The 13,282-nt window shown below is 49.8% G+C and carries 18 protein-coding genes; 12 read left to right on the top strand and 6 right to left on the bottom strand.

Going from position 1 to position 13,282, the window contains the following annotated elements; translation table 11 throughout:
- Window positions 1-8: 8 nt before the first annotated feature.
- Together flgC and flgB are read right to left on the bottom strand one after the other, a co-directional pair.
- Complete coding sequence (gene flgC / locus A31E_RS17105) at window positions 9-413, bottom strand: flagellar basal body rod protein FlgC (RefSeq protein ID WP_001196470.1); 405 nt, start codon at window positions 411-413, stop codon at window positions 9-11.
- 3 nt (window positions 414-416) lie between these two features.
- The gene (gene flgB / locus A31E_RS17110; RefSeq protein ID WP_000884689.1) at window positions 417-833 is read right to left on the bottom strand and encodes a flagellar basal body rod protein FlgB; all 417 of its coding nucleotides are present in this window, start codon (window positions 831-833) and stop codon (window positions 417-419) included.
- Between the two features lie 162 nt (window positions 834-995).
- Here flgB and flgA point away from each other — a divergent pair, with 162 nt between their 5' ends.
- The 3 genes from flgA (at window position 996) to flgN (ending at window position 2,445) form a co-directional block, all read left to right on the top strand.
- Window positions 996-1,655, top strand: a complete 660-nt coding sequence (gene flgA / locus A31E_RS17115) for a flagellar basal body P-ring formation chaperone FlgA (protein WP_024193563.1) — start codon at window positions 996-998, stop codon at window positions 1,653-1,655.
- Window positions 1,656-1,730: 75 nt separating this feature from the next.
- Window positions 1,731-2,024, top strand: a complete 294-nt coding sequence (flgM, locus tag A31E_RS17120) for a flagellar biosynthesis anti-sigma factor FlgM (protein WP_000020864.1) — start codon at window positions 1,731-1,733, stop codon at window positions 2,022-2,024.
- Between the two features lie 4 nt (window positions 2,025-2,028).
- A complete protein-coding gene (gene flgN, locus A31E_RS17125) occupies window positions 2,029-2,445 on the top strand; it encodes a flagella biosynthesis chaperone FlgN (protein ID WP_016248585.1) in 417 nt (138 codons plus the stop codon).
- A 39-nt stretch (window positions 2,446-2,484) separates the two neighbouring features.
- Here flgN and murJ read toward each other — a convergent pair whose 3' ends face one another.
- The 4 genes from murJ to rimJ all read right to left on the bottom strand — a co-directional run bounded on the left by murJ (window position 2,485) and on the right by rimJ (window position 6,297).
- Complete coding sequence (gene murJ, locus A31E_RS17130) at window positions 2,485-4,020, bottom strand: murein biosynthesis integral membrane protein MurJ (RefSeq protein ID WP_001050690.1); 1,536 nt, start codon at window positions 4,018-4,020, stop codon at window positions 2,485-2,487.
- Window positions 4,021-4,129: 109 nt separating this feature from the next.
- A complete protein-coding gene (locus tag A31E_RS17135; RefSeq protein WP_000736170.1) occupies window positions 4,130-5,053 on the bottom strand; it encodes a Gfo/Idh/MocA family protein in 924 nt (307 codons plus the stop codon).
- A gap of 1 nt (window position 5,054) precedes the next feature.
- Window positions 5,055-5,702: a YceH family protein gene (locus tag A31E_RS17140; protein ID WP_000877132.1), complete on the bottom strand. Its 648-nt coding sequence runs from the start codon at window positions 5,700-5,702 to the stop codon at window positions 5,055-5,057.
- A gap of 10 nt (window positions 5,703-5,712) precedes the next feature.
- Window positions 5,713-6,297: a ribosomal protein S5-alanine N-acetyltransferase gene (rimJ, locus tag A31E_RS17145; protein ID WP_000468210.1), complete on the bottom strand. Its 585-nt coding sequence runs from the start codon at window positions 6,295-6,297 to the stop codon at window positions 5,713-5,715.
- A gap of 235 nt (window positions 6,298-6,532) precedes the next feature.
- Here rimJ and mdtH point away from each other — a divergent pair, with 235 nt between their 5' ends.
- The 9 genes from mdtH (at window position 6,533) to A31E_RS17185 (ending at window position 13,277) form a co-directional block, all read left to right on the top strand.
- Window positions 6,533-7,741 carry a multidrug efflux MFS transporter MdtH gene (gene mdtH / locus A31E_RS17150; RefSeq protein ID WP_000092221.1) on the top strand — a complete coding sequence of 403 codons (1,209 nt, stop codon included), beginning with the start codon at window positions 6,533-6,535 and terminating at the stop codon, window positions 7,739-7,741.
- A gap of 170 nt (window positions 7,742-7,911) precedes the next feature.
- Window positions 7,912-8,472, top strand: a complete 561-nt coding sequence (locus A31E_RS17155) for a lipoprotein (RefSeq protein ID WP_016248584.1) — start codon at window positions 7,912-7,914, stop codon at window positions 8,470-8,472.
- Between the two features lie 106 nt (window positions 8,473-8,578).
- Complete coding sequence (gene pyrC / locus A31E_RS17160) at window positions 8,579-9,625, top strand: dihydroorotase (protein WP_000126569.1); 1,047 nt, start codon at window positions 8,579-8,581, stop codon at window positions 9,623-9,625.
- Window positions 9,626-9,699: 74 nt separating this feature from the next.
- A complete protein-coding gene (gene dinI / locus A31E_RS17165) occupies window positions 9,700-9,945 on the top strand; it encodes a DNA damage-inducible protein I (protein ID WP_001217758.1) in 246 nt (81 codons plus the stop codon).
- A gap of 275 nt (window positions 9,946-10,220) precedes the next feature.
- Window positions 10,221-10,475 (top strand): biofilm formation regulator BssS, encoded by a 255-nt coding sequence (bssS, locus tag A31E_RS17170; RefSeq protein ID WP_000414435.1) that lies wholly within the window; start codon window positions 10,221-10,223, stop codon window positions 10,473-10,475.
- 114 nt (window positions 10,476-10,589) lie between these two features.
- Window positions 10,590-11,708 carry an N-methyl-L-tryptophan oxidase gene (solA, locus tag A31E_RS17175; protein ID WP_016248583.1) on the top strand — a complete coding sequence of 373 codons (1,119 nt, stop codon included), beginning with the start codon at window positions 10,590-10,592 and terminating at the stop codon, window positions 11,706-11,708.
- Window positions 11,709-11,756: 48 nt separating this feature from the next.
- The gene (locus A31E_RS23950; protein WP_001253738.1) at window positions 11,757-11,870 is read left to right on the top strand and encodes a YceO family protein; all 114 of its coding nucleotides are present in this window, start codon (window positions 11,757-11,759) and stop codon (window positions 11,868-11,870) included.
- A gap of 261 nt (window positions 11,871-12,131) precedes the next feature.
- Window positions 12,132-12,698 carry a cytochrome b gene (locus A31E_RS17180; protein WP_010377234.1) on the top strand — a complete coding sequence of 189 codons (567 nt, stop codon included), beginning with the start codon at window positions 12,132-12,134 and terminating at the stop codon, window positions 12,696-12,698.
- Between the two features lie 3 nt (window positions 12,699-12,701).
- Window positions 12,702-13,277 carry a YceI family protein gene (locus A31E_RS17185; protein ID WP_000749251.1) on the top strand — a complete coding sequence of 192 codons (576 nt, stop codon included), beginning with the start codon at window positions 12,702-12,704 and terminating at the stop codon, window positions 13,275-13,277.
- Window positions 13,278-13,282 lie beyond the last annotated feature (5 nt).

The following is a 13,282-nucleotide window of genomic DNA, read 5'->3' as shown; positions in this document are numbered from 1 at the left end:
TTTCTCCTTTATTGACCGAGCGTGAGGGTCTTCAGCATCATGCTTTTCACCGTGTTGAGGACTTCAACGTTGGCCTGATAACTGCGTGATGCCGACATGGTGTTAACCATCTCCCCAACCACATCCACGTTTGGCATTTTCACGTAACCCTTCGCGTCCGCCAGTGGATTTCCCGGCTCATATACCAGTTTGTCTGGCGCCTGGCTTTCAATCACGTCAGCCACTTTCACCCCACCTGTCGCGGTTCCCGGCGCGGCGTTCACCTGAAACACCACCTGTTTCGCCCGATAAGGTTGTCCGTCTGGCCCTGTCACGCTATCGGCATTCGCCAGATTACTGGCCGCTACGTTCAGACGCTGGGACTGGGCAGTTAACGCCGACCCGGCGATCTCAAAAATATTCAGCAGTGCCATCCGTTAATTTCCGCTCTGTAAAACGTTCATCATGCCTTTGATTTGCCCACTCAACGCGCTAAGGCTCATCTGATATTGCAGGCTGTTATCGGCAAACTGGGTGCGTTCGCGATCCATATCGACGGTATTGCCGTCCAGCGAAGGCTGATCCGGAATACGGTATTGCAGTTCTGCGGAAGGAGGCGTCAGCGCCTGCGCCGGAATGTGTTGCGTTGAGGTCATGGTCAGGGCCACCACACTGGTTTCATCCCGTCCACGCAGCATTACTTTTTTAAGCTCACTGGCAAAATCTATATCGCGCGCCTGATAACCAGGGGTATCGGCGTTGGCGATGTTTGCCGCCAGCACTTCCTGACGATGGGCGCGCAGATTGAGCGCCTCTTGTTGAAAACGTAAGGCGGCGTCGAGCTTATCGAGCATATCGAGCATATCTCCTCCGCAGATATCAAAATTCTGCCGTCAGCTTAAAGGCTTTAGGCGCGCGTTATCGGCGGAATAAACGCAAAATGGGTCGCTATTTATGCCGTTGATGGTCACGCCGCGCGGGTACAATTTAGCCTGTAGAAATGGCTGGGGGCGGAAATGCAAATAATGAAGCATGGCGTGGTACTCATCGCGATACTGTTCAGCCCGCTGAGTACGGCTGGCGATTTCACATCACAATTGAAAACCTTTTTTGTGGTACAACTGGCGGGGTTGAGTGATGAGGTTCGTATCTCTATTCGCACGCCCCCCCATTTACTGCCTGCGTGTGAACAGCCATTGTTTTCCATCACCAGTAATTCCCGCCTGTGGGGCAATGTGAATGTGCTGGTACGCTGCGGCAACGACAAACGATATGTGCAAGTCAATGTGCAGGCCACCGGGAATTATGTCGTTGCCGCGATGCCCATTGTGCGGGGAGGAAAACTGGAATCTGCCAGCGTCAAACTGAAACGCGGACGGCTGGATACCTTACCGCCACGTACTGTACTGGATGTTAATCAACTGGTTGATGCAGTCAGTCTGCGCGATCTGACGCCCGGGCAGCCAATACAACTAACCATGCTGCGCCAGGCCTGGCGAGTAAAAGCCGGACAGCGTGTCAACGTGATCGCCAGTGGCGATGGTTTCAGCGCTAATGCTGAAGGTCAGGCGCTGAACAACGCGGCGGTTGCGCAAAATGCTCGTGTCCGCATGGTGTCGGGTCAGGTGGTCAGTGGTGTGGTGGATGCGGATGGGAATATTCTTATAAACCTGTAATCTGTTAAAGATTGACCGACTATTGCCGATAAATAAGCAACAAATGATAAAAGCGCCCTCAATGAGGAATAAACCATGAGTATTGACCGCACCGCTCCCCTGAAGCCCATAAGCACCGTTCAGCCACGCGAAACCAGTGACACTCCGGTAGCCAATACCCGCTCGACAAAAACGACCGCCGCCGCCAGTACCAGTGTGACATTAAGCGATGCACAAGCAAAGCTGATGCAACCAGGCAGCAGTGATATCAATCTTGAGCGCGTAGAAGCGTTGAAACTGGCGATTCGTAACGGTGAACTAAAGATAGATGTCGGCAAAATTGCCGATGCACTGATCAGCGAAGTGCAACAAGACTTACTGAGTAAATAAACGTATGACGCGTCTTGCAGAGATCCTCGACCAGATGTCCGCAGTGCTTAACGATCTTAAAATGGTGATGGAGCAAGAGCTGCAACATCTCTCTATGGGGCAGATCAACGGCAGTCAGTTACAACGGATTACAGAACAAAAAAGCTCACTGCTGGCGACGCTGGATTACCTCGAGCAGTTACGTCGGCAAATACCGGATGCCGCAAACAGCAACGATATCGCACAATGCCGGCAGGAAATTACCGTAAAAACGCAGCAACTGCGTCAGTTAAATCAACATAACGGCTGGCTACTGGAAGGACAGATTGAGCGCAATCAACAGGCGCTGGAAATGCTGAAACCACATCAGGAGCCGACGCTGTACGGGGCCAACGGTCAAACCTCAACGCCCCATCGCGGCGGTAAAAAGATATCTATCTGAAGATTTTCTCCGGCCTGCAATGCAGGCCGGGATTGGTTATTAAGCCGTCCGACGGGCAAACTCTTTGACTTTAAAGCCCAGCACCGCCAGCGCGGCAAAGTACGCCGCAATTCCCGCGACAACTACCGCCATCAAACGCAGTAAGCGCCAGGGCATAGTACCCAATGACCAGTCCGGCATGATGTGCAACATACCTAAAAGTACGCCAGACATCACCAGCACTGCTACCACCAGACGCAGCAGAAACGCAGTCCAACCGGGTTGCGGGGTAAAGATTTTCTGCTTACGCAACTGCCAGTAAAGCAGCGAGGCATTCAGGCAAGCTGCCAGACCAATGGAAAGCGACAGTCCGGCATGTTTCAACGGGCCGATAAACGCCAGGTTCATCAACTGCGTCAAAATCAGCGTGACGATGGCAATTTTCACCGGTGTTTTAATATCCTGGCGGGAATAAAAACCCGGAGCCAGCACTTTCACCACAATCAGGCCGATCAACCCCACTGAATAGGCAATCAATGCCCGCTGAGTCATCAGCGCATCAAAGGCGGTAAATTTACCGTACTGGAACAGCGAAACAGTTAATGGACCTGAGAGAATACCCAACGCTACCGCGCTCGGCAGCGCCAGCAGGAAACAAAGACGCAGGCCCCAGTCCATCAAGCGGTTGTATTCATCATGATTACCGCTGGCAAAACTTTTCGACAGCGACGGCAGCAAAATAGTCCCCAGCGCCACGCCCAGTACGCCAGACGGAAACTCCATTAAACGGTCGGCGTAGTACATCCACGACACGGAACCTGAGGCAAGAAACGAAGCAAAAATGGTGTTGATGATCAAGGAGATCTGACTAACAGAAACACCAAGGATCGCCGGACCCATCTGTTTCACCACGCGCATTGCTCCTGCATCGTGAAAGTTAATGCGCGGCAGAACCAACATGCCGATCTTCTTCAGGTGCGGTAGCTGATACACCAGTTGCAGTATACCGCCCACCGTAACAGCCCACGCCAGCGCCAGCACCGGCGGATTAAAGTACGGTGCAGCAAACAGCGCAAAACCAATCATGCTGATGTTAAGTAACGTCGGGGCAAATGCCGGAATCGAGAAACGGTTCCAGGTATTCAAAATAGCCCCCACCAGCGATGCCAGGGAGATCAGCAAAATATAGGGAAAAGTGATCTGCAATAGCTGAGTGGTCAGCGCGAATTTGTCGGCGGTGTCAGCAAAGCCCGGCGCGGTCACCATTATCACCCACGGTGCGGCGAGCATCCCGGCAACGGTCACAACCGCCAGTGCCAGCGTCAGCAGGCCCGAGACATAAGAGACAAAGACCCGAGTTGCATCTTCACCTTGCTTGCTTTTATATTCCGCCAGAATCGGCACGAATGCCTGGGAGAATGCCCCTTCGGCAAAGATACGGCGCAACAAGTTAGGAAGTTTGAAAGCGACGAAAAAAGCGTCGGTTGCCATCCCTGCGCCAAAAATTCTGGCGACAATAGCGTCACGTGCAAAGCCAAGCACACGCGAAAACATGGTCATCGAGCTGACAGCGGCCAGCGATTTTAATAAATTCATTGGTGTTCTAATCCAGACCCACGAACAAAACGCCTGCAACGCAGGCGCTGAAAGAGGCGAATAGTCTACCTGGATTATGGTGAATTGCTACCGCCAGATGTTACAGGGTTTATTCACTCATCGCGTCTCGCCAGAGCTTGTCAACGATGCGCTGCGCCAGTACTGCCTGCTCACCAGCAGTTTGTGGAACTGTCTGATTTTGCACGCATTCGATGAAATGATGCGCGCAGCCAACAAATCCACGCTGCTCGAGGGTACTTTGCCAGCCGGGAATCGGTTTGTGCACCACGCCCTGCCCACGCTCCTCGCGCCATTCACGCATATCCGTAATGTCGATGAGCGCGCCGTCGGTCACGGCCTGCACCGTTTCACGCTGGCTACCAGCACGGCGATGCATGCAGGTGGTGATTTGCAAAGGCCCCACCGAAAAATGGTGCTCGGCAAACAACATTTCGCCAGACTCGTTAGTCAACAGCGAACCACCGTCAAGGGAGGCTTTGCCGCCAGACAGCCACAGAGCAGTGTCAACCACATGCAGATAATCATCCAGCAACGTGAAATAAAGATCGTGTGGCCCGACGCTATGAGTACGATGTTTATCCATTCTCAGCGACGCTGCGGTGGCAAGTTGCGTTTTTAGCTCACTGTAGAGCGGTGCAAAGCGACGGTTAAAACCAACCATCAACGTCAGTTTTTTCCGCGCCGCCAGTTCCACCAGCCGCTCGGCATCGCGCAGATTTTCTGCCAGGGGTTTATCGACACAGACATGAACGCCAGCGTTTAATAACGCACTGACCACTTCAAAATGACTGGCGGTGCTGGAGTGGACAAAAACTGCATCGCAACTGGCAGCAAGGTTAGATAACGAATCGGCATAAGGAATGCGCCAGCTTTCACAAATGGGTAGAGCTTTCTCGCGCGTTGGCGACCATGCCCCCTGTAACGTCCAGTCAGACGCTGCCGCCAGCACCGGTAACCACGCTTTTTGCGCGATCCCTCCTAACCCCACTACGCCGATACGTAATTTTTTCACTTTAATCTCCCAGATGGGCCAGCAACGAATCAAGACGCTGTTTCAGCTCTGCCACTTCGATTTCCAGTGCTTCGACACGGGCCTGTAAATCACCTTCAACCGCCTTCGACGGTTCCGTTACCACAGGTTGCTCATCTATCTCACCACTGAAAAGATGCATATAGCGACTTTCGCGTTTACCCGGTTCGCGAGCCAGACGCACCACAAAAGGGCCATCTTCGCGATTCGCCAGTTGTTCCAGCGTCGACTCCACTTCCGCCATATCGCTAAATTCATACATTCGCGCCGCGCGGCTGCGCAGTTCACCCGGCGTCTGGGCACCACGCAATAACAACGTGGTGATTAACGCCACTTCTGCGGCGCTCAGTTTCAGATCGCCAAATTCTGAATTACAAAAGCGTTGCTCATATTTGGTGACCCGATTACCAAAACCGCTCACCGTGCGTAAATAATGACGTTTTACCAGATTATCCAACTGCTCCTGCACTTCAGATTCGCTTAAGTTCATTACCGGTTCACGGTTCGTTTTCTGATTACAGGCCGTGACTACGCTATTCACGGAGAGCGGGTATTGCTCCGGCGTCGTCACCTGTTTTTCCAGTAAACAGCCAATCACGCGGGCTTCCAGTGCGGTAAGTTGATACTTCATAACATTCTCCTTAGCGGCCGGGCGTCCAGTCCGGGGTGGTTAATGCCGTCAGCACGTGATCGCGCCATTGTCCATCAATCAACAGATAATCTTTCGCATAACCTTCTTTTTCAAAACCCAGTCGCGCCAGCAAATCACCGCTACGTTTATTGTGCGGCATATAGTTGGCCATAATGCGATGAATGTGTTGAGTACGCTGCATATAACGAATAGCGGCGGTCAGGGCTTCAAACATTAGCCCCTTGCCCTGCCATTTTTGTCCGATTGAATAACCGAGATAGCAGGCATGGAAAGATCCTCGCACCACATTAGAAAAATTGGCAACGCCAATAATCTCTTTCTCATCCGGGTCGAACAACCCAAAATAGAATGCAGAACCTTGTTTATGAAATTCATTAATCATGCTTAACCTGGCCTGCCAGCCTGAAGGGTAGCAGTGGCTTTCGTCGCGCACTGGTTCCCAGGGCTTGAGGAAATGGCGATTTTCTGCGTAATAGTCCGCCAGCCGCCAGGCATCACGTTCATGCACCAGACGCACGACCAGTCGGTCTGTGGTTAAGCGCACTTTTGGCACGTTACTACGATAGCCAAACATTCTATACCTACTCCTTCCCGTAACGTCTTTAATACGCTGTAAGTATTACTATACCTGCGCAACCAGAACCTGTGAAAAGTCCAAAATGCCATTTCCTGCATTATTCACATATTTGATAAAAACTCTCTATCAAAGAGGACTTTCGATAAAAAAATATTGTCCCGGGAAATATGGGAAAAGTATTAGCGACCATGCAGAATAGAAAGTGCTCATCTTTTATTTCCCGGGAGGGGAAATGTCGCGCGTTTCACAGGCCAGGAACCTGGGTAAATATTTCCTGCTCATCGATAATATGCTGGTCGTGCTGGGGTTCTTTGTTGTCTTCCCTCTGATCTCTATCCGCTTCGTTGATCAAATGGGCTGGGCAGCCGTGATGGTCGGTATTGCTCTCGGTCTGCGTCAGTTCATTCAGCAAGGTTTAGGCATTTTTGGCGGCGCAATTGCCGACCGCTTTGGCGCAAAACCGATGATCGTCACCGGAATGCTGATGCGCGCCGCGGGATTTGCCACTATGGGGATCGCCCACGAGCCATGGATGCTGTGGTTTTCCTGCCTTCTCTCAGGTCTTGGCGGTACTCTGTTCGATCCGCCGCGTTCGGCACTGGTGGTCAAATTGATCCGCCCGCAACAGCGTGGACGTTTTTTCTCCCTGTTGATGATGCAGGACAGTGCTGGTGCGGTCATTGGCGCATTATTAGGTAGCTGGCTGTTGCAATACGATTTCCGCCTGGTCTGCGCGACGGGTGCAATTTTGTTTGTGCTGTGTGCGGCATTTAATGCCTGGTTGTTACCGGCATGGAAACTTTCTACCGTGCGTACGCCAGTCCGCGAAGGCATGGCCCGCGTGATGCGCGATAAACGTTTTGTCACCTATGTTCTGACGCTGGCAGGCTACTACATGCTGGCCGTTCAGGTAATGCTGATGCTGCCGATTATGGTCAACGATATCGCCGGAGCGCCCTCTGCCGTTAAATGGATGTATGCCATTGAAGCGTGTCTCTCCTTAACGTTGCTTTACCCTATCGCCCGCTGGAGCGAAAGACGTTTTCGTCTGGAACACCGATTGATGGCTGGGCTATTGGTCATGTCGTTAAGCATGATACCGGTTGGAATGGTCAGCAATCTGCAACAACTCTTCACCCTGATTTGTCTATTTTATATCGGTTCAATCATTGCCGAACCTGCGCGTGAAACCCTAAGCGCCTCGCTGGCAGATGCACGAGCGCGCGGCAGCTATATGGGGTTTAGTCGTCTGGGCCTGGCGATTGGCGGTGCTATCGGTTATGTCGGTGGCGGCTGGCTGTTTGACCTGGGTAAATCGGCGCAGCAACCAGAACTACCGTGGATAATGTTGGGCATTATTGGCATTATCACCTTCGTTGCGATGGGGTGGCAATTTAGCCAGAAACGCGCTACGCGTCGGTTGCTGGAACGCGACGCCTGAAAATGCCATGCTTTCTGTTACCATTGTTCGCCCAGTCAATCTACTCGCCGCAGCAACCTGTTATTACCTGTCGCCGCTGTTTTCAGTTTTTTCTGCTGGCGGGTTTAACGCTGGTGACACATGCTGCGTTGTGTCAGGATATTGACGCAGATTTCATGTCGAGGACTACCATGAACAAGTTTTTATTTGCCACTGCATTGATCATCAGCGGCCTGCTCGTTGGCTGTAATCAACTCACCCAGTACACGATTAGCGAACAAGAAATTAACCAGTCGCTTGCGAAACATAATAATTTCTCAAAAGATATCGGTTTGCCCGGTGTGGCTGATGCCCATATCGTTCTGACAAATCTGGCCAGTCAAATTGGCCGCGAAGAGCCAAATAAGATCACCTTAACCGGTGATGCCAATCTGGATATGAACTCTCTTTTCGGCAGCCAGAAAGCAACCATGAAACTGAAGCTGAAGGCGCTGCCGGTGTTTGATAAAGAAAAAGGCGCGATCTTCCTGAAAGAGATGGAAGTGGTCGACGCAACGGTGCAGCCAGAAAAAATGCAAACGGTAATGCAAACATTGCTTCCCTATTTGAACCAGGCACTACGCAATTACTTCAACCAGCAACCGGCTTACATTCTGCGCGAAGATGGTAGTCAGGGTGAAGCAATGGCGAAAAAACTGGCGAAAGGTATTGAGGTGAAACCTGGCGAAATTGTCATTCCGTTTACTGATTAAACACGAAGGGCGCATTCGCGCCCTTTATTTTTCGTGCAAAGGAAAACGTTTCCGCTTATCCTTTGTGTCCGGCAAAAACATCCCTTCAGCCGGAGCATAGAGATTAATGACTGCACCATCCCAGGTATTAAAGATCCGCCGCCCAGACGACTGGCACCTTCACCTCCGCGATGGCGACATGTTAAAAACTGTCGTGCCGTATACCAGCAAAACTTATGGCCGGGCCATCGTTATGCCCAATCTGGCTCCGCCCATAACGACCGTCGAAGCTGCCGTAGCGTATCGCCAGCGTATTCTTGACGCCGTACCTGCCGGACACGATTTCACCCCGCTGATGACCTGTTATTTAACAGATTCGCTGGCCCCCAATGAATTGGAGCGTGGATTTAACGAAGGCGTGTTCACCGCGGCAAAACTTTACCCGGCAAACGCTACCACCAACTCCAGCCACGGTGTGACGTCGGTTGACACTATCATGCCGGTACTTGAGCGAATGGAAAAAATTGGCATGCCGCTGCTGGTGCACGGAGAAGTTACACACGCCGATATCGACATTTTTGACCGTGAAGCCCGCTTTATTGAAACGGTTATGGAGCCACTGCGCCAGCGCCTGACTGCGCTGAAAGTGGTTTTTGAGCACATCACCACTAAAGATGCTGCCGAATATGTTCGTGACGGTAATGAATTGCTGGCCGCTACTATTACCCCCCAGCATCTGATGTTTAATCGTAACCATATGCTGGTTGGCGGTGTACGTCCGCACCTGTACTGCCTGCCCATTCTCAAACGTAATGTGCATCAACAGGCACTGCGTGAGCTGGTCGCCAGTGGCTTTAATCGCGTTTTTCTCGGGACTGACTCCGCACCACATGCACGTCATCGCAAAGAGAGTAGCTGCGGTTGTGCAGGCTGTTTTAATGCACCAACGGCACTGGGCAGTTACGCCACTGTATTTGAAGAAATGGATGCGTTGCAGCACTTTGAAGCGTTCTGTTCTTTAAACGGCCCGCAGTTCTATGGTTTACCGGTCAACGAATCGTTTATTGAACTGGTACGCGAAGAGCAACAAGTTGCTGAAAGCATCGCTCTGACCGACGACACGCTGGTGCCATTCCTGGCCGGAGAAACGGTTCGCTGGACAGTTAAACAATAAAAAAACGTAGCACCCTGTTGTCATTAGATTATTTTACCTGTATAAATAACCAGTATATTTAACAGGGGGCTATTATGAGAATTGAAGTCACCATCGCGAAAACTTCTCCATTACCTGCCGGGGCTATTGACGCTCTGGCAGGTGAACTTTCCCGCCGTATTCAGTATGCGTTTCCTGATAACGAAAGCCATGTGTCTGTTCGTTATGCTTCAGCCAATAATTTATCGGTTATTGGCGCGACAAAAGAAGATAAACAACGTATTAGCGAAATTCTGCAAGAAACATGGGAAAGCGCAGATGACTGGTTCGTTAGCGAATAATATGCAGTAATGTTTGTTTTGCCGGGTCGCCCCGGCTTTTTTATTTTGCGTACAAATCTTCTACACTTCCTCAAAATAATTGCACAATATGCTAAAAAAATATGAATGACATGCTGTTTTATTGTTCATATAAATCTTAAAACCAAAAAAATATCTCTTTCCCCCTTTAAAAATTCGGTGAACACCCTTACTTATTGGTATACTGAAGTTGCTTCAGATAAAAACGCATTGAACCTCGAATAACGTTGTCTAGTAACACGAATTAGGGGGCCATGATGGAAAAAAACAATGAAGTCATTCAGACTCATCCGCTCGTAGGGTGGGACATCAGCACCGTTGATAGCTATGATGCGCTGATGTTGCGTTTGCACTACCAGACCCCAAATAAGTCCGAGCAGGAAGGGACTGAAGTTGGTCAGACACTCTGGTTAACTACTGATGTTGCCAGACAATTTATTTCGATATTAGAAGCAGGAATCGCCAAAATTGAATCTGGTGATTTCCATGTAAATGAGTATCGGCGTCATTAACATGACATGACCATCCACCCAAAAGGCACCTGACCGGTGCCTTTACCATTTCTGGGTTGTATATCTGCATTCACTTAATTACTCTGCTTGTACCATGAGAGCAGAGAGAAAAAAATGAAATACGATCTCATCATTATTGGCAGCGGTTCCGTAGGTGCTGCAGCCGGGTATTATGCCACCCAGGCCGGTTTGAAAGTGCTGATGACCGACGCCCATATGCCACCACATCAACACGGCAGTCACCACGGTGATACGCGATTAATTCGCCATGCTTATGGTGAAGGCGAAAAATATGTTCCGTTAGTGCTTCGCGCGCAAACGTTGTGGGATGAACTCTCCCATTACAACGAAGAAGACCCTATTTTTGTGCGCTCTGGCGTCATCAACCTTGGTCCATCTGACTCCAAATTCCTCACCAACGTTGCCCACAGTGCGGAACAGTGGCAACTCAACGTCGAAAAACTGGATGCGCAAGCGATTATGGCCCGCTGGCCGGAAATACGCGTCCCGGACAACTACATCGGCTTATTTGAAGCTGATTCCGGCTTTTTGCGCAGTGAACTGGCGATTAAAACCTGGATCAAACTGGCGAATGAAGCTGGCTGCGCGCAACTGTTTAATTGCCCGGTCACCGCTATTCACCATGATGACAACGGCGTAACCATTACAACGGCTGATGGCGAGTATCAGGCAAAGAAAGCGATCGTCTGCGCGGGAACCTGGGTAAAAGACCTGCTACCAGAACTCCCGATTCAGCCAGTACGCAAAGTATTTGCCTGGTATCAGGCAGATGGTCGTTATAGCATTAAAAATAAATTTCCGGCGTTTACTGGCGAACTGCCCAATGGCGATCAATATTACGGTTTTCCTGCCGAAAATGACGCTCTGAAGATTGGTAAACATAACGGTGGTCAGGTGATTCATTCCGCGGATGAACGAGTTCCATTTGCGGAAATTACCAGCGACGGTTCTGAAGCCTTCCCATTCTTGCGCCAGGTGTTGCCAGGTATTGGCTGCTGCCTGTACGGCGCTTCCTGCACCTATGATAATTCGCCTGACGAAGATTTTATTATCGATACCCTGCCCGATCACGATAATACGCTGCTGATTACCGGCCTGAGTGGGCACGGCTTTAAATTTGCGTCGGTTTTAGGGGAAATAGCCGCTGACTTTGCACAAGACAAAAAAAGCAATTTTGATTTGACGCCATTCAGACTTTCCCGCTTCCAATAATCATCATTACGGCCTCCAAAATGAGGCCGTTTTTACAGGAGTTTTTTAATGCGTCGTTTGGTGAACTATCTCATCAATAATATTCGCGAACACTTCATGCTTTATCTTGTTCTTTGGTCACTGCTGGCGATTATGGATCTCATCTATGTATTTTATTTCTAACCCGTAATCACTGACATAAATTGACAAATATTTAATATCTCTTTCATTTGGTGTGAAAATTTGAATAAGCTTATTCCTGCAATAACCGCATTCACCAGATTTCACTCATCCTGAAACAACTAAACTTATGAAGATCTCTTCATTATTAAATCAAAATTATTGAAATAAAAATAAATATCATCCGAATTGTTATTTTTAAGTTGCAATTCATTCTCCGACACGCCATTTTCATTCTCTCGCAAATATGTTTCGGATGCCCTTATGCCACTTACAAATACCCCTGAACGCTATGGCGTTATATCAACAGCCTTTCATTGGCTAAGTGCAATCATTGTCTATGGCATGTTTGCTTTGGGTCTGTGGATGGTAACGCTCAGTTATTACGATGGCTGGTATCACAAAGCACCAGAACTGCATAAAAGCATCGGTATTCTGTTAATGATGGGGCTGGTTGTTCGTATTCTGTGGCGTGTCATATCCCCACCGCCAGGTCCGTTGCAAAATTATTCGCTTATGACTCGTCTTGGTGCAAAAACTGGACATCTTGCGCTGTACCTCTTGCTCTTCGCCATTGGCATCAGTGGCTATCTGATCTCTACCGCCGATGGCAAACCGATCAGCGTTTTTGGCTGGTTTGACGTTCCCGCAACCCTTGCCGATACTGGCGCGCAGGCTGACTTAGCCGGTGCCCTGCATTTTTGGCTGGCGTGGAGCGTGGTCGTTCTGTCCGTTATGCACGGATTTATGGCTCTGAAGCATCATTTCATCGATAAAGACGACACCCTGAAGCGCATGCTGGGAAAATCGTCATCTGACTATGGAGTTTAAAAAATGAAAAAAAGCCTGCTTGGTTTAACCTTCGCTTCACTGATGTTCTCTGCCGGTTCAGCTATCGCCGCCGATTATAAAATTGACAAAGAAGGCCAGCACGCCTTTGTCAATTTCCGCATCCAGCATCTGGGTTACAGTTGGTTGTACGGCACATTTAAAGATTTCGACGGTACATTTACGTTTGATGAAAAGGATCCTGCAGCCGATAAAGTGAATGTGACTATTAACACCACCAGTGTTGATACCAATCACGCCGAGCGCGATAAACATCTCCGCAGCGCGGATTTCCTTAATACAGCAAAATATCCGCAGGCAACCTTCTCCTCCACCAGCGTGAAGAAAAACGGTGACGAGCTGGATATTACTGGTGATCTGACGCTGAATGGCGTGACCAAACCAGTAACGCTGGAAGCGAAATTGATTGGCCAGGGCGACGATCCATGGGGCGGTAAACGTGCGGGTTTTGAGGCTGAAGGGAAAATTAAGCTAAAAGACTTCAATATCAAGACAGATTTAGGCGCGGCTTCGCAGGAAGTTGATCTGATTATTTCGGTTGAAGGCATACAACAGAAGTAGTGCTG

Source organism: Escherichia sp. KTE159 (assembly GCF_000408805.1).
Taxonomy (GTDB): domain Bacteria; phylum Pseudomonadota; class Gammaproteobacteria; order Enterobacterales; family Enterobacteriaceae; genus Escherichia; species Escherichia marmotae.
This window is presented reverse-complemented; position numbering and strand designations above follow the sequence as displayed.